The organism is Halorubrum sp. B52 (assembly GCF_059752555.1).
Window position 1 is genome coordinate 219,467 of the sequence record NZ_MWTG01000010.1, and the last position, 20,952, is coordinate 240,418.

The 20,952-nt window shown below is 70.2% G+C and carries 24 protein-coding genes and 1 tRNA gene; 14 read left to right on the forward strand and 11 right to left on the reverse strand.

What is annotated here, in order from left to right; all coding sequences use genetic code 11:
* Positions 1 to 130: 130 nt before the first annotated feature.
* Complete coding sequence (locus B4V04_RS15625; RefSeq protein ID WP_498232641.1) at positions 131 to 400, reverse strand: hypothetical protein; 270 nt, start codon at positions 398 to 400, stop codon at positions 131 to 133.
* 295 nt (positions 401 to 695) lie between these two features.
* Between B4V04_RS15625 and B4V04_RS15630 the strand changes: the two genes are divergently transcribed.
* Positions 696 to 769, forward strand: a tRNA-Phe gene (locus tag B4V04_RS15630).
* 367 nt (positions 770 to 1,136) lie between these two features.
* Here B4V04_RS15630 and B4V04_RS15635 read toward each other — a convergent pair.
* Complete coding sequence (locus B4V04_RS15635) at positions 1,137 to 2,387, reverse strand: vWA domain-containing protein (RefSeq protein ID WP_498232642.1); 1,251 nt, start codon at positions 2,385 to 2,387, stop codon at positions 1,137 to 1,139.
* Between the two features lie 361 nt (positions 2,388 to 2,748).
* On the opposite strand from B4V04_RS15635, the gene B4V04_RS15640 reads away from it, so the two are divergent.
* Positions 2,749 to 3,231 carry a DoxX family protein gene (locus B4V04_RS15640; protein ID WP_498232643.1) on the forward strand — a complete coding sequence of 161 codons (483 nt, stop codon included), beginning with the start codon at positions 2,749 to 2,751 and terminating at the stop codon, positions 3,229 to 3,231.
* Between the two features lie 12 nt (positions 3,232 to 3,243).
* Here the strand turns inward: B4V04_RS15640 and B4V04_RS15645 are convergent, their stop codons facing one another.
* Positions 3,244 to 3,600 (reverse strand): DUF7577 domain-containing protein, encoded by a 357-nt coding sequence (locus B4V04_RS15645; RefSeq protein WP_498232644.1) that lies wholly within the window; start codon positions 3,598 to 3,600, stop codon positions 3,244 to 3,246.
* Between the two features lie 78 nt (positions 3,601 to 3,678).
* Positions 3,679 to 4,191 carry a hypothetical protein gene (locus B4V04_RS15650; RefSeq protein WP_498232645.1) on the reverse strand — a complete coding sequence of 171 codons (513 nt, stop codon included), beginning with the start codon at positions 4,189 to 4,191 and terminating at the stop codon, positions 3,679 to 3,681.
* Positions 4,192 to 4,405: 214 nt separating this feature from the next.
* Here B4V04_RS15650 and B4V04_RS15655 point away from each other — a divergent pair, with 214 nt between their 5' ends.
* The gene (locus B4V04_RS15655; protein WP_004048101.1) at positions 4,406 to 4,600 is read left to right on the forward strand and encodes a cold-shock protein; all 195 of its coding nucleotides are present in this window, start codon (positions 4,406 to 4,408) and stop codon (positions 4,598 to 4,600) included.
* Between the two features lie 210 nt (positions 4,601 to 4,810).
* Here the strand turns inward: B4V04_RS15655 and B4V04_RS15660 are convergent, their stop codons facing one another.
* On the reverse strand, positions 4,811 to 5,125 hold the full coding sequence (locus tag B4V04_RS15660; protein ID WP_498232646.1) for a 2Fe-2S iron-sulfur cluster-binding protein: 315 nt from the start codon (positions 5,123 to 5,125) through the stop codon (positions 4,811 to 4,813).
* Between the two features lie 171 nt (positions 5,126 to 5,296).
* Between B4V04_RS15660 and B4V04_RS15665 the strand changes: the two genes are divergently transcribed.
* Together B4V04_RS15665 and B4V04_RS15670 are read left to right on the forward strand one after the other, a co-directional pair.
* Positions 5,297 to 6,406, forward strand: coding sequence for a DUF7093 family protein (locus tag B4V04_RS15665; protein WP_498232647.1), 1,110 nt, complete (start codon positions 5,297 to 5,299; stop codon positions 6,404 to 6,406).
* Between the two features lie 78 nt (positions 6,407 to 6,484).
* Entirely contained in the window at positions 6,485 to 6,868 is a 384-nt protein-coding gene (locus tag B4V04_RS15670; protein ID WP_498232648.1) for a DUF5611 family protein, read from the forward strand.
* A 21-nt stretch (positions 6,869 to 6,889) separates the two neighbouring features.
* Here B4V04_RS15670 and B4V04_RS15675 read toward each other — a convergent pair whose 3' ends face one another.
* A complete protein-coding gene (locus tag B4V04_RS15675; protein WP_498232649.1) occupies positions 6,890 to 7,483 on the reverse strand; it encodes a histidine phosphatase family protein in 594 nt (197 codons plus the stop codon).
* A 115-nt stretch (positions 7,484 to 7,598) separates the two neighbouring features.
* Between B4V04_RS15675 and B4V04_RS15680 the strand changes: the two genes are divergently transcribed.
* The 4 genes from B4V04_RS15680 to B4V04_RS15695 all read left to right on the forward strand — a co-directional run bounded on the left by B4V04_RS15680 (position 7,599) and on the right by B4V04_RS15695 (position 11,523).
* Complete coding sequence (locus tag B4V04_RS15680) at positions 7,599 to 8,426, forward strand: hypothetical protein (RefSeq protein ID WP_498232650.1); 828 nt, start codon at positions 7,599 to 7,601, stop codon at positions 8,424 to 8,426.
* 66 nt (positions 8,427 to 8,492) lie between these two features.
* The gene (locus B4V04_RS15685; protein ID WP_144800098.1) at positions 8,493 to 8,951 is read left to right on the forward strand and encodes a universal stress protein; all 459 of its coding nucleotides are present in this window, start codon (positions 8,493 to 8,495) and stop codon (positions 8,949 to 8,951) included.
* Between the two features lie 120 nt (positions 8,952 to 9,071).
* Complete coding sequence (locus tag B4V04_RS15690) at positions 9,072 to 10,052, forward strand: ROK family protein (RefSeq protein WP_498232651.1); 981 nt, start codon at positions 9,072 to 9,074, stop codon at positions 10,050 to 10,052.
* Positions 10,053 to 10,239: 187 nt separating this feature from the next.
* Positions 10,240 to 11,523, forward strand: coding sequence for an RNA-guided endonuclease InsQ/TnpB family protein (locus B4V04_RS15695; protein ID WP_498232652.1), 1,284 nt, complete (start codon positions 10,240 to 10,242; stop codon positions 11,521 to 11,523).
* Positions 11,524 to 11,534: 11 nt separating this feature from the next.
* Here the strand turns inward: B4V04_RS15695 and B4V04_RS15700 are convergent, their stop codons facing one another.
* Positions 11,535 to 12,545 carry a PrsW family intramembrane metalloprotease gene (locus tag B4V04_RS15700; protein WP_498232653.1) on the reverse strand — a complete coding sequence of 337 codons (1,011 nt, stop codon included), beginning with the start codon at positions 12,543 to 12,545 and terminating at the stop codon, positions 11,535 to 11,537.
* A 150-nt stretch (positions 12,546 to 12,695) separates the two neighbouring features.
* On the opposite strand from B4V04_RS15700, the gene B4V04_RS15705 reads away from it, so the two are divergent.
* Both B4V04_RS15705 and B4V04_RS15710 read left to right on the forward strand, forming a co-directional pair.
* Positions 12,696 to 13,100: a DUF7532 family protein gene (locus tag B4V04_RS15705; RefSeq protein WP_498232654.1), complete on the forward strand. Its 405-nt coding sequence runs from the start codon at positions 12,696 to 12,698 to the stop codon at positions 13,098 to 13,100.
* Positions 13,097 to 14,572: a ribonuclease FAU-1 family protein gene (locus tag B4V04_RS15710; RefSeq protein WP_498232655.1), complete on the forward strand. Its 1,476-nt coding sequence runs from the start codon at positions 13,097 to 13,099 to the stop codon at positions 14,570 to 14,572. The genes B4V04_RS15705 and B4V04_RS15710 overlap by 4 nt, the downstream gene beginning before the upstream one ends.
* Before the next feature lie 89 nt (positions 14,573 to 14,661).
* Here the strand turns inward: B4V04_RS15710 and B4V04_RS15715 are convergent, their stop codons facing one another.
* The 3 genes from B4V04_RS15715 to B4V04_RS15725 form a co-directional block, all read right to left on the reverse strand.
* Positions 14,662 to 14,988: a NifU family protein gene (locus B4V04_RS15715; protein WP_144800103.1), complete on the reverse strand. Its 327-nt coding sequence runs from the start codon at positions 14,986 to 14,988 to the stop codon at positions 14,662 to 14,664.
* Positions 14,989 to 15,116: 128 nt separating this feature from the next.
* Complete coding sequence (locus tag B4V04_RS15720) at positions 15,117 to 15,440, reverse strand: hypothetical protein (RefSeq protein WP_498232656.1); 324 nt, start codon at positions 15,438 to 15,440, stop codon at positions 15,117 to 15,119.
* A gap of 96 nt (positions 15,441 to 15,536) precedes the next feature.
* A complete protein-coding gene (locus B4V04_RS15725; protein WP_498232657.1) occupies positions 15,537 to 16,136 on the reverse strand; it encodes a 2Fe-2S iron-sulfur cluster-binding protein in 600 nt (199 codons plus the stop codon).
* A gap of 179 nt (positions 16,137 to 16,315) precedes the next feature.
* Here B4V04_RS15725 and B4V04_RS15730 point away from each other — a divergent pair, with 179 nt between their 5' ends.
* Both B4V04_RS15730 and B4V04_RS15735 read left to right on the forward strand, forming a co-directional pair.
* On the forward strand, positions 16,316 to 16,798 hold the full coding sequence (locus B4V04_RS15730; protein ID WP_498232658.1) for an RNA-binding protein: 483 nt from the start codon (positions 16,316 to 16,318) through the stop codon (positions 16,796 to 16,798).
* A gap of 77 nt (positions 16,799 to 16,875) precedes the next feature.
* The gene (locus B4V04_RS15735) at positions 16,876 to 17,736 is read left to right on the forward strand and encodes an endonuclease/exonuclease/phosphatase family protein (RefSeq protein ID WP_498232659.1); all 861 of its coding nucleotides are present in this window, start codon (positions 16,876 to 16,878) and stop codon (positions 17,734 to 17,736) included.
* A gap of 27 nt (positions 17,737 to 17,763) precedes the next feature.
* On the opposite strand, the gene B4V04_RS15740 is transcribed toward B4V04_RS15735, so the two are convergent.
* Positions 17,764 to 18,474 (reverse strand): DUF1028 domain-containing protein, encoded by a 711-nt coding sequence (locus tag B4V04_RS15740; RefSeq protein ID WP_498232660.1) that lies wholly within the window; start codon positions 18,472 to 18,474, stop codon positions 17,764 to 17,766.
* Between the two features lie 401 nt (positions 18,475 to 18,875).
* Here B4V04_RS15740 and B4V04_RS15745 point away from each other — a divergent pair, with 401 nt between their 5' ends.
* A complete protein-coding gene (locus B4V04_RS15745) occupies positions 18,876 to 20,951 on the forward strand; it encodes a PrkA family serine protein kinase (RefSeq protein ID WP_498232661.1) in 2,076 nt (691 codons plus the stop codon).
* The last annotated feature ends 1 nt before the right edge of the window (position 20,952 follow it).

Genomic DNA, 20,952 nt, shown 5'->3' on the forward strand with positions numbered 1-20,952 from the left:
GGTCCCACTTTCGCGGCGCGAGCAACACCGCGAGCGCCGCGGCTGTGAGCCGGATTCGAAGCAGGGAGCGAAACGGAGTGGAGCGACCGAGGTTCGAATCCGGGCGGTCCCATATCGTTACTTCTCGCCGCTACCGCTCCAGCACCGTCCCGCTGGCGCCGACGGCGTAGTCGCGGTCGCCGTCGAACGCCGCGACGGCGCGGAGGTTCTGCCCGGAGGGCGTGTCGACCACGGTCCAGACGCCGTCCTCGCGCTCGGCGACGGTGCCGCTCCCGCCGACCGCGACGCCGCCGGCGTCGCTCGTGATCACGTCGAGGAGGTCGTTCTCGGCGATCCGGTCCGAGCGCCACTCGACTCGGTCGTAGACATAGAGGGGGCCGCTCCCGCCGACCACGGTCACGTCGTCGGGGGCGCCGGCGTCGAGCCCGGCGAAGGTGGTGTCGGCGCCCTCGATGCCGAACGCCTCCCACGTCGTGCCGTCGTCAGTGGCGAAGGCCTTCCCGTTCGTGTCGATCAGGGTACCCGCGCGGGCGTCGTAGAACTCGACCGCGAGGATCCCGGAGCCGGAGCCGGGCGTGAGGGAGTTCCAGGTGCCCTCCGGGGCGGGCCGAGTCGCGCACGCCGAGGCGGCGAGGCGATCGGACCGCCGCCTTTCGAAATCCTTTTGTCTCGAATCGGCGTTGGTCCGAGTGCGAGCCGCCTTAGCTCAGACTGGGAGAGCACTCGACTGAAGATCGAGCTGTCCCCCGTTCAAATCGGGGAGGCGGCATAGTTTTTTGTGCGGACCAAGTTCGTAAGCGTTGACTGAAGATCGAGCTGTCCCCCGTCCCCGCGAGCGCAGCGAGCGGGGAACAGTGAGACGACCGCAGGGAGTCTCACGCGTTTCAAATCGGGGAGGCGGCATTTTCCTGCGAACTCGTGAGGGAGCGAAGCGACTGAACCGTGAACAGTGAAAATGTTCCCGACCCGATTTGAGCAGACGAGTCGCGAGCCCGAACGAAGTGAGGCGAGCGTCTCGGCGAGTTCAAATCGGGGAGGCGGCATTCCTTTTCAGCGCGATCGGCATGCGTACCACTCCGTCATCGAAAACCCGAGAACCGCCGCGTCGCGTGGCCGTCACGCGACGACGCTATCGACTACCGCCCGCCGCGGGACGGGAAGCTCTCCAGCGCCTCGAGCGCCGCCGCCTCGGTGCAGTAGAACGCCACGAAGCTGATCGCGAACTTCCCGTCGTTCGCGGTTTCGACCGTGACGCTCCCGTCGATCCCCTCGAAGGACTGCACTTCCAGCTCCCGGCCGCTCTTGACCAGCGCGTAGAGCTCGCAGTACTCCGTGTCGAAGGAGGCGGTCATCGGCTCGAACGCCTCGTCCTCCTTGCTCTCGAAAGAGCCGGCGGTGTACGCGACGTTGTCGTCGGCGTCCCCCTCCGGAACGAAGTCGTACGCGATGCACTCGCCGGTGTCGGGATCGGTCTCGACGCAGGCGAACTCGTACTTCGCGAGCTGACCGTCGACGGAGCAGTCGACGCACTCCTCGCAGACCTCGCTGATGAGCGCTTCCAGCTCCGAACCCAGGTTCGACGCGTCCTGGACCGCGACGAAGTCGTCGGTGCTGCTGGCGATCTCGTCCCGGAGATAGCCGTCGAAGCCGGCGACGTTCTCGCCGACGCCGACGGCGATGACGCGGCGACCGGCGTTCTTGATCGCGGTCGCGGTGGCGGTGGTCTCGGTCAGTTCACCGGGTTCGCCGGCGATGCCGTTCTCGCCGCCCGTCGACCCGCCGGTGTACTCGAACGTCCCGTAGGGGAACGTCGTGTCGTCTGCGGGCGGCGCGGCGCCGTCGCCGACGACGCCGTTCTCGTAGTTCGGCCCGCCGTCGGTGATCAGAACGACAATTTCCTTCCCGCCGCGGCCCTCCTGCTCGAGGATCGCGTTGGAGAAGTCCAGCGCGCCGGGCATGTGCGTCGCGTTCTCCCCGGGCGGGGTGCTCGCGGGCACGCCGGCCTGAACCGCCGAGACGTTGCCCGCGGTCGCGAAGTCCAGGAGGTTCCCCGTCCCGTACTCGAACGCGGCGGGGGCGTCACCGAACGTGACGAGACCCAGCTGGACGTCGGCCGGGACGACGCCGAGGAAGCTGTCCACGCCGCTCTGGATGTCGCCCCAGGTGCCGGCGGACCGTATCGAGCCCGAATAGTCGAGCGCGACGACGACGTCGACCTCGCCGCCGCAGGTCTCGATGAGGTGCTCGTCGGCGGCGGCGATCCCGGTGAAGAGCGGCAGACCGGATCCCCCGACCGCGAGCGCGCCGGCCGCGCCCGTCGCGCGGAGGACGCTGCGCCGCGAGATGGGAACGGTCCGGCTCGATTCGTTGTTTCTATTTGTTGTCATTAGATGCCGATCTACTGTGTAACTCTGCTGCAAACTCGGCACGGAGATCACTCGCAGACGCGTGTCACCGTCGAATTAGATCGCTCCGAGAGCGGCAAGGGACAGTAGTCACCCACGTATAAGGCTCGTGACAATATAGGTATGATCCGACGGCCGGGTTCAACCGGTCGCGCTCCGACCGGTCGCGAAATCGGTATGCGCGGCGCCGGTAGGAAGTAGATAACGGTCACTGGCGACGTGCGGCGAGTACAAATCGGCGAGTCGGCGTATTCCGCGTCCGCGAGCGGAGCGAATCGGCGAGAAAGCGACGTCGTTCGAAGCCGGGCGAACCCTCATTAGCCGGCCGTCGTTACCCCTTCGGATGACGGGTGACGCCGACACCGACCTCGACGGCTCCGCCGACCGCACCGGTCCGCTCGCGCGACGGAAGCGGCCCCTGCGCCGCGCGATGGGCGCGAACTACGTCGTCGCCGGCGCAGTGCACTTCCTCGCACCGGACTCGTTCGCCCGGGCCGTCCCGCCGGAGTTTCCGCATCCGAAGATGCTCGTCTACCTCTCCGGGATCGCCGAGATACTCCTCGGGCTCGGGATGCAGTTCGAGCGAACGAGACGCGCGTCGGCGTGGGGGATCGTCGCGCTGCTGGTCGCCGTCTTCCCGGCGAACGTCTACGTGGCGACCGACGACGCCGCGACCGAGTTCGTCCCCGAGCGGCTCGCGGACGTCGCGCGGGCTGCCGCGTGGGCGCGGCTTCCGTTGCAGGCCGCGCTGGTGCTGTGGGCGTGGTGGCACACGCTCCCGGATGCCGAGTCCGGGAGCGACGCGGAAGTCGAGACGGGGCGGTGACCGAGCGGTGAGCTAGGCGCCGGGCCGGAGCGGCGCCGCGCAGCGCCGGCAGTAGCTGAACTCCGACTCGTTGGCCGCGCCGCACTGGGGGCACGTCGCGGTCGGGTCGCCGCGGTCGTCCGGGTCGCCGCGGTCGTCCGGGTCGCCGTCCGGCCCTTCCGCATCGCCACGGTCGTCGGCGGCGGGGGCCGGCGGTCCCCGCCCGTACTCCTCGTCGTCCGTGTACGTCTCCACCTCGCCGGCCCGCCGACGCCGCCGCCGGTCGCGCCCCTCGCGGACGATCTCCCGGAGCACGCGGAGTCCGAGCCCCAACGCGACGAGCAGCAGCGCCCCCGCGATCGCGAGGTAGACCGGGCCGGCGTCGATCATGCGAGCGCTACGGACCGGAGGCTTAGGTATTGTGGGGCGATCGCACGGAACACGGGCGGTGGTCCCGGGGCCGACCCCTCAGTAGCGCAGCGTGGCGTCGAGGATGCCGGCGGTCTGGCCGACGCCGACGACGCCGATCCCGACCGCCGTCCACGTCGCCGAGGGCGCGACCGCGATCGCGACCGCGCCGGCGACGCAGCAGGCGACGCCGGCGTCGTAGACCCGGGCGCCCGCCCCGACGCGGCGGCCGGTGTACGCGAACCCGGCCGCGGGGAGGAGCGCCCAGCCGTACAGCGAGACGGCAAGCAGGGCGTCCGGCGGGATCCCGGGCCCGCCGAGCGCGAGGAACCCCGCGACGCCCGCGAGCGTGGCGGGCGTGCCCGCTAAGATCACGAGCTTCCACGCCCGGAGCACGCCGGTCGCCATATCGCGCCACGAGGCGACGACGAAGGCGACGAGCAGGGCGCTCATGACGACGTGGGCGACGAACAGCGCGCGCGTCGAGACGACGCCGAGAACCGTCGCGGCGGCGACGGTCCACGCGGCGGGGACGAGCAGCGCCGGCCCGTTCTCTCTGAGCGACCGGAACACGACGGACCGATCGCGGCGGGCGACAATAAACGTCCCTCCGGCGACGACTGAAACCGGAGAAGCGACGGATCGGTCGGTTCGATCCGATATCTTCGGAAGTACGGCCACCGATCGTCTCGATAATCGCCGATAGCCGCGGCGATCGTTCGCCTACAGCCGTGGTAACTGTACACTCGCAATCCTTATCCCCGAACGGGGCGTCCGTTAGGATGCAATGGCGACCGGAAAGGTTGATTTCTTCAACGACACTGGCGGCTACGGATTTATTGAGACTGACGACGCTGACGACGACGTGTTCTTCCACATGGAAGACGTCGAAGGGCCGGACCTCGAAGAGGGCCAGGAGCTCGAGTTCGACATCGAGTCCTCGCCCAAGGGGCCGCGCGCGTCCAACGTCGTTCGGCAGTAAGCCGATCCGATAAGGTGGGTCGGTCCGGCTGACGCCGAACGCGACTCTGACACGCGACAACGAGACTTTTGCCCGCTTCCGGACTCACGTCCGACGCGGGTTCTTATCACGACACCGAGCGTCGCCGCCGCCGATCGGTCCGGCCGGCGACGACGAGCGGCGGCGCCGATAGCGTCGAGGTATCGGCGTTAAAAGAGGGAGACGGCCGAATCAGATGTGCTGACCGAAGAGCCCGCGGCCCTTCCGCACCTCGACGTCGCCCTCGACCTTCGTCTGACAGGCGAGGCGGACGTCGTGGCTGGGGTGGTGCGGCGGGAACCAGAGGCGAGCCTTCTCCTTCTTGCCGGGCTCGCTCACCTCGCCGTCGACCTGGACCGCACAGGAGCCGCACGACCCCGCGCCCCGGCAGTTGAGCTGTTTCATCTTGCCGTTGTACACGGAGAGGCCGGCCTCCGCCAACACGTCGCGCAACACGGCGCCCTTCTCGCACTCGATCTCCTCTCCCTGGTAAGATACGGTCGGCATAGACGATCGAAGGTACGGGACCGATCCACAAAGAGTCTGGGTACCGCGGTCGGGCGACGGCGGCCCCCGAGCCGTCGCCCGCGCGACCGACGCGCGGCCGGGACGGGCGTGCGCCGGGCGTCAGACGCCGGACGGGGCGTTTTTTACCCTCGGCACCGCAGGACGGACATAATGGGACTCAGGTGTCTGCTCGGGCACGACTTCGACGAGCCCGAACTACGGCGCGAGCGCGAGGAGGACGGGAACGAGGTCGTCACGACAGTCACCGAGGTGAAGACCTGCGCTCGCTGCGGTGAGACGCAGGTCGTGAGCGAGAACACCGAGGTCACGACGATGGAGCAACTGACCGACGAGGCCGCCGCGGGCGCCGGAACGGCGGAGACCGACCCGACCGCGACCACGCCGAACGCCGACGACGACCGCGGTCCGACGGACGGAGTCGGCCCGGACGCCGTCTCGACGGGCGCCGCGCCGACGGACGAGGGAGCGGACGGGGCGGGCCCGACCGTCGACGCGACCGACGACGTCGACGACGCCGTGATCATCGACGACGGACCGACCGCGGCGGCCGACGACCTTCCCGAAGGCGACGCCGCGGACGCGGACGACGAGGGCGCCGCGGCGGACGCCGCCGACGAGACCCCGGACGACGAGGGCGCGGAGCTCCTCGAGTCGGGGCCGGACGACGATGCGGGGTCGCTCGGGGGCGGCGAGGAGTACGCGGAGTACCCCGAGGTCGAGACCGCGGAGTCGCCGGGAGACGACGAGCGGGACGCGGCGACGGACGACGGGGTGATCCTCGACGAGGAGGAGCCGGCGGCCGACCGCGAGCGCGGGGCGTGGCCGGAGGTCGACGAGGCGGACGAGCCGGAGACGTCGGCGACGGCGTGGCCCGAGCAGCGCGGGGAGGACGAGGGGTTCAGCGCTGAGATCGGCGACGGCGACGCGGGCGGCGTCGAGTTCGGCGGCGGCCTCACCCCCGAGGCGGCCGAGCCGGCCGCGGAGGACGGAGACGCGGAGTACGTCGAGGCCCCGGACCGGGACGCCGACGAGGTCGACGGGACGGTCGAACCGCGGGACGACGAGGCGGAGCCGGCCGACGCGGGCTCGGGGATCACCCGCGCCGAGACCCCCGACCTGCAGACGTCGACCTCCGAGACGCCGACGGAGTACCACTGCCCCGAGTGCGGGATGACCCGCGACGCGGACGGAAACTCGATGCGCGCGGGCGACATCTGCCCCGAGTGCAAGCGCGGCTACGTCACCGAGCGCCCGGTCTGATCGGCCGACGGGATCGCTCAACGGGCTGGAGACCCCGTGACGAAACTGGTTTACGCCCCCCTGTCGAACGGTCGCGGCATGAAGGAGTACAAGATGCGCCGCGGCGAGCATCTGGACGACCGCATGCCCGACCTGAAAGGCTCCGTCGAGGACTACTTCGGCGAGATTTCCGGTACGGAGGAGTGGCAGGGCCACGAGCTGTACGTCGTCGAGGACCCCGACAACCCCGTCTTCGAGCGGATCGTGGCCGGCGCCGCCGAGTACGGGAGCAAGAAGGACAAGCTCGCGGTCCACTTCGAGGAGCGTCCCGCGGAGGACGTCATCGCCGAGGGGAACGCCGACGCCGCCGCCGACGCGGTCGACGCGAAGAACGAGTTCCTGCTGGAGGCGACGGGCCGCGACGCGAAGTCCCGCCGCGACTCGCTGAAGCGCGAGGTCGAGGACGACGCGCCCGACTACTGAGCCGGGCCCCGACCGCCGACGCTATTTGTACGAGCGGTCGTCCTCGCGGGCGACCGCGCCGCTCCCGTCGATCTCGGTCACCGAGCAGTTGCCGGTCGAAAGCTCCGTGAGCGACTCGACGACCGAGAGCTCGCGGCGCTCGCCGACGACGAGCCGGATCGGGTTCACGTGGGTGACGGCCACCACGGTCCCCTCGCGGGCGCGCAGGTCCGCGGCCGCGTCGAGCACTCGATCGCGGACGGCGAGCCAGCTCTCGCCGCTCTCCGGGGCGCGCTCGGCCGCCGCCCGCCCGCTCTCCAGCAGGTCGAAGTCGGGGAAGCGCTCGAAGAAGTCGTCGGACGGGAGCCCCTGAAAGACGCCGAAGTCGCGCTCGCGGAGCCGCGGGTCGGTCTCCACGTCGACGCCGGCCGCCGCGGCGACCGGTTCGGCGGTCTCGACGGTCCGCGCGAGGTCCGAGGCGACGACCGCGTCGACCGCGTGACGTTCGGCGATGGCGTCGGCGACCGTCGCGGCCTCCTCGCGCCCGCGGTCGGAGAGCCCGACCGGCGCCCACCCCTGGATCCGGCCCGCCTCGTTCCACTCGGTCGTCCCGTGTCTGACGAACAGCGTGCTCACGGTCGAGCGTCGGGAGCGCGCGGCAAGGAGGTTTCGCCGGGAAGCGGATGAGACGAGAGGCGAGCGCCCCCGACCGACGACAGGCTATTGGCGACCGGCCGGGAAGGGAGACCGAATGCGACAGGACCCGATCCCGCCCGCGGTCGCCGACCGGCTGTCGACCGCGGCCCGTCGCCTGCGGGCGGCCCGCCGGAGCGCGCTCGACCGCGTCGCCGTCGCGGAGACGGAGTGGGAGTACGCGGGCCGGACGTGGTCGTGGCCGGCGGGCGAGGAGATGACCTACTTCCGCGAGCTCGCACCGGGGGAGTGCGAGGTCCTCGACGGGCTGCGAGCCGACCTCGACGCGCTCGCCGAGGGCGACGGAGCGCGGTCGGAGCCGGCGGCTGAGATCCTCGGGGTTGGGACGGGCCGCGTCGCCATCGCGGTCCCCGCGTCGGTCCGCGAGGGGGTGACCGAGCGCGAGAACGCGGAGGCGACCGCCGGCGGCCCCCTCGTCGCGAAGCTGGCGCGGTACGGTCCCTCGGCGGAGATGGGCGACGGGCGCCCGCAGAACCGCCGGGAGCGCCGGATCTGGTCGGCGGTCGAGTCGCACCCGTTCCTCCCCGTCCTCGACGGCGACGCCGACGGCGACTGGATCGTCATGCCGCAGGCGGAGGTCCCCCCGGACGAGTCGGTCCGCGAGGAGGCGCTCAACCGCGTCCGGCGGGCGCTGATGCCGCACCGCGAACGGTTCCACTTCGACGAGCTCAAGCCGGAGAACGTCGGCGCGTACCGCGGCCGGTACTGGATCGTCGACTACGGCCGCCCGGCCGGTGAGCCGCTGTTCGTCGATCCGCCGGCGGAGTCGGAGGCGCGCGAGGCGGAGCCGACCGGAACGGATCCGACCGGAACGGAGCCCGAGAGCGACGCAGACGGGAGCGAGAACCGTCAGGATCGATCGTAGGAAAATTAATTCAAAACTGAGTTAAAACTCCGACAGGCTTATCCCGGCCGACGGCGAAAGAGAAGTATGAGCATAGAAACAGTGCTACTGGCGGTCGGTACCGAAGACGAGAAGCGAACCGAGCAGCTCGCGAAGGAGGCCATCGCGGTCGCCGAGCCCGCGGGCGCGGAGGTCGTGTTGACCCACGTGTTCACCGACGAGGAGTTCGACGGGGTCCGCTCGAAGCTGGGCGTGAACCCGGAGAGCGAGGGGTCGACTCCGGACGCGGTCGCCGAGCGACACACGACGATGCGAGCGCTCGCGAGGGCGCTCGGCGACGCGGGCGTCGCCTACTCGATCCGCGGCGCGGTTGGCGACCACGCGAACGAGGTCGTCGAGGCGGCCTCGGCCGTCGGGGCCGACCGCGTGGTGGTCGGCGGACGGAGCCGGTCGCCGACCGGCAAGGCCGTCTTCGGCAGCGTCGCCCAGGACGTCATCCTCTCGGCCCCGTGCCCGGTGACCTTCGTGCGGGAAGTCGCCGCCTGAGTGAGCGTCGCTCCTCCGCGCGGCGGTCGGGGCGTCTCACCGCCACCGTCGCGCTCCGGTCGCGGCGAATCGCCTCGAGAAGCGTCCCGCTTAAGTGACACCGGTCCGCGCTTCTAGCCGATGTATTACGTGGGCGTCGACCTCGGGGCGACGAACGTCCGGGCGGTCGTCGGCGACGGCACGGCGGCGATACTCGGATCGGACGAGCAGGGGACCCCCCGCGGTCCGAACGGGATCGCCGTGACCGAGGCCGTGCTGAGCGTCGTTCGGGGCGCGTGCGCGGCCGCCGAGATCGACCCGACCGAGGTCGCCGCGGCCGGGATCGGTTCGATCGGCCCCCTCGACCTCGCGGCCGGGGTCGTCCAGGGACCGGCGAACCTCCCGGACACCGTCGAGCGCATCCCGCTCGTCGGGCCCGTCTCGCAGCTGCTCGGCACCGACGAGATCCACCTCCACAACGACACCGTCGCCGGCGTCATCGGCGAGCGGTTCCACGCCGAGCGCAACCCCGACGACATGGTGTACCTCACGATCTCCTCGGGGATCGGCGCGGGGGTCGCCGTCGACGGCAACGTGCTCTCGGGGTGGGACGGCAACGCCGGCGAGGTCGGCCACATGACCGTCGACCCGCACGGCTTCATGACCTGCGGGTGCGGCCTCGACGGCCACTGGGAGGGGTACTGCTCCGGCAACAACATCCCGAAGTACGCCCGCGAGCTTCACGCGGAGGACCCGATCGAGACGTCGCTCCCTATCGAGGACCCGGACTTCTCCGCGGTCGACGTGTTCGAGGCGGCGGGCGAGGACGTCTTCGCCGACCACGTGATCGACCAAGTGGCCCACTGGAACGCCATGGGCGTCGCCAACGTGATCCACGCGTACGCCCCGCTCGTCGTGAGCGTCGGCGGCGCGGTCGCGCTCAACAACCCCGAGCGGGTGCTGGACCCGATCCGCGAGAAGCTCTCCGACATGGTGTTCATCAACGTCCCGGAGGTCCGGCTCACGGACCTCGGCGACGAGGTCGTCGTGAAGGGGGCGCTCGCGAGCGCGCTCACCGGCGGCACGGGCGACCGGTCGAAGGTCGAGTCGCCGCCGGGGTGACCGGTTTTAAACCCGCACCGGGTCAGCACAATTCAAGATGGAGCCCATGACCTTGAGGAGCGACCGCAGGGAGCGAGTAGGTCGGGGAGGAAATCGACATGGGATAGCACGCTCCTCGTTCGATGGCTGACCGGCTCCCACCGAACCGTTATTAATATAAAAAGTAAAGAATACATCTGAAGTACGGATGGAGGTCCGCCGCACCATCCCTGTCAAGCTTAATGTGGCCGACAGCGACGCTGCCCTTCTCCACGAAACCATCTCCGAGTTCCTGTGGGCCGCCAACTACGTCGTCGACCACGCGTGGCAAGGCGAGTACAAGACCACGAGCAAAGCCCAACTCCAACGCGAGACCTACGACGACGTGCGAGCCGAGACGCGACTTCAAGCGAACCTCGTCCAGAACGCCCGCAACAAGGCTGCTGACGCTGTCCAGAGCGCCATCGCCCGCTGGAAACAGGGCGACTACGCGGGAAAGCCGCGCTTCTCCGCTCCGACGCTCGTCTATGACAAACGGTGTGCCACGTTCAACGACGACCACGCGACGCTCTCGACCGTTGAGGGACGTATCACCGCTAGATACATTCTCCCCGACGAGGACCGCGAGACGCCTCACTCGGAGTATTTGTTCAACGACGACTACGACGTGACGGGTGCAGAACTCCACTACCGCGACGGCGAGTTCTACCTCCACGTCCGCACAAAGGCGGACATGGAGTCCGAGACTGCCGACGAAGGCAACGCCGAGCACAACACAGTCCTCGGCGTTGACCTCGGCATCGAAAACGTCGCTGTCACGTCAACGGGGACATTCTGGAACGGCTCGGAGTTGAACCACTGGCACCGCGAGTTCGAGAAGCGACGCGGGTCGCTCCACCAGCGTGGGACACGGGCCGCTCACGAAACCATCCAGTCGATCGGACGCACTGAGACGGGACGCTACGACCATTTCTTGCACACCGTCTCGAAAGAGCTCGTTGCAGAAGCCATCGAACACGACTGTGACGTGATCGCATTCGAGAACCTGACGGGAATTCGTGATCGGATGCCGAACGCCAAGAAGTTCCACGCATGGGCGTTCCGACGCTTGTTCGAGTACGTCGAGTACAAAGCCGAAATCGTCGATGTCTCGGTCGAACAAGTAAGTCCTGCGTACACGAGTCAGCGGTGTTCGAAGTGCGGGTTCACTCACGAGGACAACCGCCCTACCTCGAACGGACAGAACGTGTTTGCGTGTCTCAAGTGCGGATACTCACCGCACGCAGACTACAACGCGGCGAAGAATATCGGCCTGAAGCATCTCCGCTCGGCGCAAACGTCGTCGGGCGGAGGCGCACCCGTAAACGTGCGCTTGAATCGCGGGACGTTGAACGTGAACGGCGATTACGAGCCTGCCAGCGATGGCCAGAACGGGAGTCCACGCGAAAGCCCCACCCTCAACGAAGCGAACGGCAACGCCGCGAGCGAGTAGGGTAGGGTAGTTTACTCCTCGAACTCCGTGAGCTCCGGCTCGACGTCCGGGCCGACCGCGTCCCGCGTCTCCAGGTACGCGTCCCGGTAGCGCCGGATCTTCCGGAGGAGGACGTAGCCGAACGCCCCCTGAAAGAGGAGGACGAAGAGGAACAGCGCCGGGAGCCGCGGGATGGGCGTGAGCGCGGGGATCACCGAGGTGACCGGACCGACGAGGGTGTTGTACAGCCCGTGGATCGCGGCGGCGATGACGAGCCCCTTGACGACGATCGGGCCGCTGTTCTCCGGGTTGAACTTCGCGAGGCCGAGGTAGTAGCCCGCGAACGCCGAGTAGACGACGTGGCCCGGCCCCGCGAGCGCGCGCAGCGCCGCGATCCCGTCGCCCGCGCCGAGGACGGCGAGCCCGAGGGTCAGCTCCGACATCTCGACCGTCCGGGCGATGTACACGAGGTTCTCGATGACCGCGAAGCCGAGGCCGGCGATCGCCCCGTACACCGCGCCGTCGACGACGGCGTCGAACCGGTCGTCGGTGTACGCGTACAGCCGGACGGCGAGCAGCTTCACCGTCTCCTCGACGGGGCCGACGATGACGAAGAAGAAGAGGACGAGCCCGGGGAACCCGAGCGGCGAGAAGAGGGGCTGTGCGTAGCTGTTGAGCAGCGCGGCGAACGTCGCCGTGAGGATCGACAGCAGGAACGTCGCCACCAGCAGCGAGAGCGGCTCCGCGGTCGTGACGTCCGAGACGTACACGTACGCGGCGAGGCCGAACGCCGGGACCGCCGAGAGCCCGACGAGCATCGCGACCGCGGGGTCGAAGACGAGGCCGAGGCCGAACGACCCGAGGATGGCGAGCAGCGCGAGGAGGGCGACGAGCACGACCAGCGCCTTCGCGGACCGTGTGATGAGCCAGTGCAGCGCGACCGAGAGCCCGTCGAGTGACGTGCGCTCCTCCCACGTGGCGACGTCGTAGAGGTCGCGGTCGTCGTCGGAGCGCGACTTGACCGGGTCCGACCGGGATGGCATACGCCCCGATTCGTCCCGGGGTAACTTAAGCCGTGGCCGGACGGCCCCGCTCGAGCGACCGGCTCGGGAGGTCGGGCCGGCGTCGCCGCCGACCCCGGCGCGCCCGAGACGAGGCGATGGAGTTGAAACCGCGGCGCCCGAAGGGGCGGTATGCACTTCGACCGACGGACCCAGCGGGCGCTCCGCGAGGCGGGGCTCGACGCGGACGCGATCGCCGACGCCTCCGACCGCGTCGCCGAGCTGGTCGCCGCGGACGCCGACCGGCTTCGGGACTTTTTCGCCGACGACGGCCCGTACCACTCCGACATGGAGCTGGCCCACAGCACGAGCGAGACGCAGAAACACCCGGCCGCGGACGTCGAGGTCTTCACCCACGGGAGCGACCTCCGCGGCTACCTCTCTCTCGACGGGTGGGGCGTCCCGGTCGAGGGCGGGCGTGTGTTGCGGTCGACCGAACGCGACGGCGGGGACGAACGGCCCGTCCTCGTCGAGCTCTCGCTCGGCGGGACGATCCACGACCGGGTGCGCTTCGCGCGCGACCCGGAGGAGCTGTGACCGCCGCCGTCCGCGTCCGGGGCATCTACGCCACGGCGCTGACGCGGCTCCTGCTCGACGCGGGCCGCGAGGTCGTCGACGCGTCGCCGCCGATCCGCCGGCGCTTCGACGCGGCGTTCGGGGACGAGCCGCCGGACGTCCGGATCGAGACGACGGCGGACCGGCAGGGCGTCGGCGTCCACGGCGACCCCGAGGCGGTCGGATCGCTCCGCGAGCGCCTCGGCGGCGTGGGGCTCGACGCGCTGACGTGGACCGACCCGACGCCGCCCGGAACCGTCCTCGACGGCGAGGTGACCGAGACGCTCGGCGGCGGGGCGGTGGTGCGGCTCCGCGTCGGCGCGGGAGCCGACGACAGCGAGGGGAGCGACGCGGCGACCGCCGAGGGGTACCTCCCGTACGGGAGCGTCGACGACCGGGTCGAGACCGGCGATCCGGTCCGAGTGCGCGTCGACGAGTCCGCGGCGCCGTGGACGGACCGCCGCCCCGAGCTCGGCGGGTCGCTGCGCGCCGGCGGGGGGCTCGTCGCGCTCGAACCGGGCTCGGGCACCCGCGTCGACGTCCGGAACGACGAGGCCGCTCGGGAGCTGGCGGGGATGCTCGATCTCCTCGGGCTGGAGCCGCCCGACGGGTGGCGGGCGGTCTGGAAGCCGCCCGCGGTCGACGCCGGGACCGAGGCGCTGGAGGCCGGGCTGGAGCGCGCCGTCGCGGCCGCCGAGGGGCTCGACGACGCGGTCGACGCCGCCGGCGGAATCGGCGTCCTCGACGACGCGGCGCTCGTCCGCGACGAGCCGGTGGCGTCGCCGAACGCGGGCGCCTGGGTGTGGTTCGGCCGCGAGAGCCGGTTCGCGCTCGACGACCGGCGCCGCGAGGCGACGGCGACGATGCCGGGCCACCACCGGGTGAAGGCGGGGTCGGCCGACGCCTCGGCCGGCGTCGACCTCGCGGAGGCCCTCTGTGACCCCGACCCGGACGCCGCGTTCCCGTTCGGCGTCGTGACCGACGCGTTCGGGCCGAGCGAGGGCGAGGCGATCCGGATCGACCACGGGAAGCCCGACGGCCGGCTGTTCGCGCTCGGCGAGGCGACGGTGACGGGGGTCGACGCCGACGGCTCGGTCGCGGTCGAGCGCGAGATGACCGGCGGCGGCACCTACGACGGGCTCGGCACCCCGCGCGAGGCGGGCGACGTGGCCGAGACGAGCCTGAAGGAGGGTCGGTGGTGGTATCCGACCACCTACCGCGGGCGCGACGGGACGGTGCGGGGCACCTACGTCAACGTCTGTACCCCGGTCGAGGTGTTCCCGGGCGCCGCGCGCTACGTGGACCTCCACGTCGACGTGGTGAAGCGTCCGGACGGCACGGTCGAGCGCGTCGACGACGACGAGCTTCGGGACGCGGAGGCGGCCGGCGACGTGCCGGCGCCGCTGGCGGAGAAGGCGCGGAGCGTCGCGTCCGCGCTGGAGAACGCGCTGTAACGAGGGCGGGAGACGCCGCCCGGGCGGAGCGTCGGAACGAGAGCCGAGAAGGGAGTGCGGCCGGGGAGCGGAACCCCCCGGCCGGCGCCTCAGAAGTGGTTCGCGGATTCGGTCTCGTGTTTCAGCTCGCCGCCGCGGCCGCCCTCGACGGTGGAGGCGCCCTGGTCGCCGGAGGAGGCGGTGCGCACCGTCACGTTGTCAACCTCGTCGAAGTCCATGATCAGGTCGCGGCGGATGTTGTCGGCCGTGATGTTCGAGATGCCGCAGCCGGAGCAGGTGCCGCCGAGCTCGACGACGACCTCGCCGGTCTCGGGGTCCGCCTCGCGCACGACGCTCGTGCCGCCGTGCATCTGGATGATCGGCATCTGTCCGACCATCCACTCTTCGACTCGGTCCGCGAGGCTCTCGTCGCTCATTGTCGAGGGTTAGCACCCGAGCCTATGGAAGCTTGCGGTTTCCGAGCAGGTTGAAACAACGGAACGAACTGTGTCACCGTCGATCCGGCGGAAACGGCACGGAGAAACCGGAACCGGTTACTCGCGGCTCACTCCTCGGAGTCGTCCGCGGGCTCCGACTCGCTCGGGAGGCGGGTCGGGTCGGCGGGGTCGTCGCCGTGCATGGAGTCGTCGCGTTCGAGGAGGTAGAGAAGTGGCCCGAGCGCGACCAACACGAGCACGCCGGGGAGCGGCGCGTCGGGGACGAGCAGGAAGGTGATCAGGGCGGCGCCGGAGGTGACGACGACGAGGGCGGCCCACAGCGGCGGCGATCCGAGGTCGACGCCGACGCGCGCGGCGTCGCGGTAGACGAGCGCGGCCGCGAGCGCGACGAGGAGCGCGACGACGCCGCCGAGGACCGTGGTGACTGCCATACCGATCGTTCGGTCGAGACGCGAAAAAGGGTGTCGCGAGCGGGCGGCAATCGCGTGAAAATCGGAAGCGGAGCGGCGACCGCGGCGCGCGGCGGGCTACGGCGCCTCGCCCGTCTCGATGCTGAAGGAGTCGCGGGGGTACGCGACGCAGGTCAGGGTGTAGCCGTCGTCGAGCTCGGCCTCCTCGAGCATCTGCTGGTTGTCGTGCTCGACGAAGTCCTCGGAGGGGCCGTCCGCGATGCGGCCGGCACACGAGACGCACTGGCCCTGCCGGCAGGCGTACGGGAGGTCCCACCCCTGGTCTTCGCCCTGATCGAGGATGGGCTGGTCGTTCGAGAGCTCGACCGTCTCGCCCTGCTTGACGAACTCGACCTCGAAGTGCTCGACCTCCTCCACGTCGGCGGGACCGGCGCTGGCCGCGCTGCCGTCCTCCAGTTCGCCCTCCTCGCCCTCGGCGCCGCCCGCGGGGATGGCGCCGCCGCCACCGCCGCCGCCGATGGCGCGGTTCCCGGGCTCCGGGAAGTCGGTCTCGGGGACCGCGGACGCGCGGCGTTCGAGGACCTCGTCCGAGATGTCGGTCGTGGGCTCCCATCCCGTTCCCTTCAGACTGCTGACGAAGAGGACGGTCAGCGTCGCGAGCGCCCCGAGAACGATCGCGGGCGCGTTCGCGACGTTCGCAATGAGCGGGTTGAGCATACGAACCGATATGGAGAGGTGGCATAAGGCCGTTTTGATCGGTCCAACCGCGTGAGAGTCCCACGGGCGGGGAGCGGGAGAGCGCGCCGGGGTCGGGACCGCGCGGCGGAAGCGGCGGCTCGCGTCGCGCCACGCCGCGGAGCGGACCATTTATCGGCCGAGCGGTCGACTGGGCGCCCATGGAAGTGAAATCGCGGCACCACCTCCGGAGCGACGACATCGCGGCGATCCGCGAGGCGGTCGCCGACCACCTCGGCGTCGACATCGACGGCGACACCTTCGAGCTCGTGGAGTTCGTGGACGCGGGTTACGAGCTCGTCCTGGTCGACGGCGAGCCGGCCGTCTTCTACGTCGACGACGACGAGCCGTTCCTGACCGTCCGCGGCGCGAACGATTACGAGCCGGAGACCGGGATCGTCACGGTCGACGCGGGCGCCATCTCGTTCGTCTCCGACGGCGCCGACGTGATGCGCCCCGGCATCGTCGAGGCCGACCCGGAGATCCGCGAGGGCGACCTCGTCGTGGTCGCCGAGGAGACCCACGAGAAGGTCCTCGCGGTCGGCCGCGCGATGGTCGACGGCGACGAGATGGTCGGCGACAGCGGGAAGGTCGTCGAATCGATCCACCACGTCGGCGACGAGCTGTACGAGTTCTCGGCGTAGGCCGCGCGTCGGAAGAGGAGTCGAACCGGCGTCCCGTTCCCACCCTTTTAATCGCCTCGCCCACGACTCCAGCGACAATGACCGCGATCCGGGTGCTGAGCTACAACGTCCGCTACGCCAACCGAGGCGATCACCACGACGCCTGGCACGACCGCCGCGACGCGGTCGCGCGGCTCGTCCGCTTCCACCGCCCGGACGTCGCCGCCTTTCAGGAGCCGCTTCCCGACCAGCGTCGGGACCTCCGCGAGCGGCTCCCGAGCTACGAGTTCGTCGGACGGGGCCGGGGGACGGGCGGCGAGGGCGAGGGGTGTCCGATCGCGGTGCGAGCGGGCCGCTGGGAGATCGTCGACAGCGACACGTTCTGGCTCTCCGAGACCCCCGACCGGCAGTCGGTCGGCTGGGACGCCGCCCACCCGCGGATCGCGACGTGGGCGCGGGTCCGCGCCGTCGACGGCGACGCCGCGCTCCTCGTGGTCAACACGCACTTCGACCACGTCAGCGCGGCCGCGCGGCGCGAGTCCGCGCGGCTCCTCCGCGAGCGGGTGCCGGAGCTGGCCGGAGAAGTCGCCGGCGCGGGCGAGCCCGGCGGATCGCCCCCGGTCGTCCTCGTCGGCGACCTCAACTGCACGCCGGGGTCGGACCCGCACCGGATCCTCCTCGGAGACGACCCGGAGGCGGACGCCGGGGCGTCCGGGACCGGAGAGAACGCGGTCGACGACCGGATCGCGCTCCGCGACGCCGCCGCGGTCACCGACCTCCGACACGGGCCGGAGACGAGCCTCACCGACTTCGCGCGGCTGATCGACGGTCGGCGGATCGACCACGCGCTCGTCTCGCCGGGGGTCGACGTCGCGGCGTTCGCCACGCTCGCCGACCGCGACGACCGGGGGCGGTACCCGTCGGACCACCTGCCGATCCTGACGCGACTGTCGCTGTAGGGGGCGGGGATCGGCCCCCGCGAGGCGCTACTCGTCTCCGTCGCCGCCGCTCTCGTCCAGCTCGTCGGCGTACTTCTCCAGGACCGCCTCGTAGCCGCGCTTCGCCGTCTCGTACGTCTCGCGGAGGTCGGCGACCGGCGTCTCGCTCGCGTCGACGCGGAGGTCGTCGTAGTACGGGTCGTCCGTCTCTTCGTCCGTGGTGCACACCTTGAGCGCCGCGGACTGGACCGCCAGGTCCTCCCGCTTGTCGCCGCCGGCGGCGTGACCCGCCGCGAGCGCGTCGATCAGCCGCTCCGCGAGCGGGGCGTCGCCGTGGGCGTCGGACTCGTAGGCGGCCGCGGTGTCGTCGATCACCTCCTCGCCCGTCAGGAGGTTGCCGGCGACGGTGTAGTTCTCGCCGACGACGTGGCCGTACCAGTCGCGGCACTCGTCGCCGGAGAACGCGAACGTCCCGTCGGCGTCGACGCCGTGGAGCTGGCGCTGCGGCTTCCCGTCGTCGGCGTTCAGGAGGGCCTCCAGCGCGTCGTCGACCGCGAGGCCGTCGCCGAGGTACTCGATCCCCTTCCGCCCGAGCTCGACGTTGACGAGCGACTGCGTCGCCACCGCCCCGTCCGCCGACGCGAACGGACACAGCGTGCCGACCCCCGGCAGCCGGGTTGTCACCGCCACACCGTAGCGGACCTGGTCGTCGCCGTCGTCGTCGGTGTACCGCTCGCGAACGCAGATGCTGAACGTCACACCGGCCGTGAGGGGGCGACCGGCAAAAGACCCCGCTCCGGGGGCGACGTTTCCGGTTCCCGATCGGGCCGGGAGGGGCCCCGGACGGCCGGATTCGGTCCCGAGCGCGCACACCCCCGTTTTATGACCGCTACACGCTGATTTCGGGGAGTTAAGCGGGTCGAAATCGCAAGCCGGGGGCGGATCCGCGAACCAGTGTCTCGTGTGAACGGCCGACACACTTATGAGTGAGAATCCCTCCCATACATATAGCCTCGGTTACGGGCGAAACGGCGACCCGCGGCGGGTCCCCTCGACGACAGTGGCGTTCGCGGCTCGATGAGCCGTCGTTCCGGCACGGAGAGCCGCGCGGCCGCGCGGCCCGGTCGTCGGCCCCTCGCCCGTCCGAGAGACGTGATACGATGACAGAACGACACACGCTCGAACGGCTCAGCGAGGAGTACCGGACGAACGTCCCGGACGACCTCCGGGAGCCCCGCTCGTTCGACTGGTACCTCGACGCGCTGTACGAGGAGCCGCGCATCGCGCGGAACGCCCACCAGCGGGTCGCCGACATGTTCGACCACTACGGCACGCGGTACGACGAGGAACGGGGAGTGATGGAGTACTCGCTCGCCGCGGACGACCCCCTCCACGACGGGGAGAACGTCTTCTACGGCCGCGAGGTCCACGAGGCGATCCACGAGTTCGTCAACAAGGTGAAGTCCGGCGCCCGCGGGCTCGGGCCCGAAAAACGGATCAAGCTCCTCTTGGGACCCGTCGGCTCCGGGAAGTCGCACTTCGACTGGCTCACCCGCCGGTACTTCGAGGCGTACACGCGCGAGGAGGCCGGCCGGATGTACACCTTCCGCTGGGTCGACCTCTGCTCGGTGATCGACGATCAGGATCCGGGCGACGATACGGTGCGCTCGCCGATGAACCAGGACCCGCTCGTGCTCCTCCCGCGCCCGCAGCGCCAGGCGGTGATCGACGAGATCAACGAGCGGCTCGACGCCCCCTACACCCTCCGGAACGACCAGCATCCGGACCCGGCCTCGGAGTTCTACCTGAACGAGCTGCTCGCGCACTACGACGACGACTTGGAGCGCGTGCTCGACGAGCACGTCGAGGTCGTCCGGCTCGTCGCCGACGAGAACCGCCGGGAGTGCATCGAGACGTTCGAGCCGAAAGACAAGAAGAACCAGGACGAGACGGAGCTCACCGGCGACGTCAACTACGCGAAGCTGGCCGTCTACGGCGAGTCCGACCCGCGCGCGTTCGACTACGCCGGCGCGTTCTGTAACGCCAACCGCGGGCTGTTCTCCGGCGAGGAGCTGTTAAAGCTGCAGCGGGAGTTCCTCTACGACTTCCTGCACGCCTCCCAGGAGTCGACGATCAAGCCGAAGAACAACCCCCGGATCGACATCGATCAGGTGATCGTCGGCCGGACGAACATGCCGGAGTACCGCGAGAAGACGGGCGACGAGAAGATGGAGGCGTTCAACGACCGCACCAAGCGGATCGACTACCCCTACGTGTTGGAGTACGACAGCGAGGCGAAGATCTACGAGAAGATGCTCGACAACGCCGACGTGCCCAACGTCCACGTCGAGCCGCACGCGCTGGAGATGGCCGGGCTCTTCGGGGTGCTCACGCGGTTAGAGGAGCCGACCGACGAGACGGTGAGCCTCCTCGACAAGGCGAAGGTGTACAACGGGGAGCTGGAGGACGAAGAGATCGACCGCCGGAAGCTCCGCGAGGACGCCAGCGAGGAGGCCGACGTGAGCGAGGGGATGGACGGCGTCTCCGCCCGCTTCATCGGCGACGAGATCGCCGAGGCGATCATGGACGCCACCCACCGCGAGCGCGGCTACCTCTCGCCGCTGTCCGTCTTCGACCACTTCGAGGCGAACCTCGGCGGTCACGGCTCCATCGCGGCCGACGACCTCGACCGCTACGAGCGCCTCCTCGAGACCGTCCGCGAGGAGTACCGCGAGCGCGCCATCGAGGACGTCCGACACGCGTTAGCGTACGACGTCGACGAGCTCCGCCGGCAGGGCGAGAAGTACATGGACCACGTGATGGCGTACATCGACGACGACACCGTCGACGACGAGCTCACCGGACGCGAGACGGAGCCCGACGAGACGTTCATGCGGGCGGTCGAAGAGCAGCTCGACGTCCCCTCGGACCGGAAGGACGACTTCCGGCAGGAGGTGTCGAACTGGGTCTCCCGGCGCGCCCGCGAGGGGCGCGGCTTCGACCCGCAGGAGAACGACCGCCTCCGGCGCGCGTTAGAGCGCAAGCTGTGGGAGGACAAGAAGCACAACATCAACTTCTCCGCGCTGGTCTCGGCGACCGACCTCGACGACGAGGAGCGCAGCGCCTGGGTCGACGCCCTCGTGGACAGGGGCTACTCCGAGGACGGCGCGGCGGAGGTGTTGGAGTACGCGGGCGCCGCCGTCGCCCGCTCGGAGATCGAGGACGGCGGGGGCTGAG

Coding starts and splice junctions, on each gene's coding strand:
- B4V04_RS15685 (WP_144800098.1), top strand. CDS start 8,493: ATGAGCATAGAAACAGTGCTACTGGCGGTCGGTACCGAAGACGAGAAG.
- B4V04_RS15680 (WP_498232650.1), top strand. CDS start 7,599: ATGCGACAGGACCCGATCCCGCCCGCGGTCGCCGACCGGCTGTCGACC.
- B4V04_RS15695 (WP_498232652.1), top strand. CDS start 10,240: ATGGAGGTCCGCCGCACCATCCCTGTCAAGCTTAATGTGGCCGACAGC.
- B4V04_RS15655 (WP_004048101.1), top strand. CDS start 4,406: ATGGCGACCGGAAAGGTTGATTTCTTCAACGACACTGGCGGCTACGGA.
- B4V04_RS15705 (WP_498232654.1), top strand. CDS start 12,696: ATGCACTTCGACCGACGGACCCAGCGGGCGCTCCGCGAGGCGGGGCTC.
- B4V04_RS15730 (WP_498232658.1), top strand. CDS start 16,316: ATGGAAGTGAAATCGCGGCACCACCTCCGGAGCGACGACATCGCGGCG.
- B4V04_RS15665 (WP_498232647.1), top strand. CDS start 5,297: ATGGGACTCAGGTGTCTGCTCGGGCACGACTTCGACGAGCCCGAACTA.
- B4V04_RS15635 (WP_498232642.1), bottom strand. CDS start 2,387: ATGACAACAAATAGAAACAACGAATCGAGCCGGACCGTTCCCATCTCG.
- B4V04_RS15735 (WP_498232659.1), top strand. CDS start 16,876: ATGACCGCGATCCGGGTGCTGAGCTACAACGTCCGCTACGCCAACCGA.
- B4V04_RS15700 (WP_498232653.1), bottom strand. CDS start 12,545: ATGCCATCCCGGTCGGACCCGGTCAAGTCGCGCTCCGACGACGACCGC.
- B4V04_RS15660 (WP_498232646.1), bottom strand. CDS start 5,125: ATGCCGACCGTATCTTACCAGGGAGAGGAGATCGAGTGCGAGAAGGGC.
- B4V04_RS15670 (WP_498232648.1), top strand. CDS start 6,485: ATGAAGGAGTACAAGATGCGCCGCGGCGAGCATCTGGACGACCGCATG.
- B4V04_RS15715 (WP_144800103.1), bottom strand. CDS start 14,988: ATGAGCGACGAGAGCCTCGCGGACCGAGTCGAAGAGTGGATGGTCGGA.
- B4V04_RS15725 (WP_498232657.1), bottom strand. CDS start 16,136: ATGCTCAACCCGCTCATTGCGAACGTCGCGAACGCGCCCGCGATCGTT.
- B4V04_RS15645 (WP_498232644.1), bottom strand. CDS start 3,600: ATGATCGACGCCGGCCCGGTCTACCTCGCGATCGCGGGGGCGCTGCTG.
- B4V04_RS15690 (WP_498232651.1), top strand. CDS start 9,072: ATGTATTACGTGGGCGTCGACCTCGGGGCGACGAACGTCCGGGCGGTC.
- B4V04_RS15720 (WP_498232656.1), bottom strand. CDS start 15,440: ATGGCAGTCACCACGGTCCTCGGCGGCGTCGTCGCGCTCCTCGTCGCG.
- B4V04_RS15745 (WP_498232661.1), top strand. CDS start 18,876: ATGACAGAACGACACACGCTCGAACGGCTCAGCGAGGAGTACCGGACG.
- B4V04_RS15640 (WP_498232643.1), top strand. CDS start 2,749: ATGACGGGTGACGCCGACACCGACCTCGACGGCTCCGCCGACCGCACC.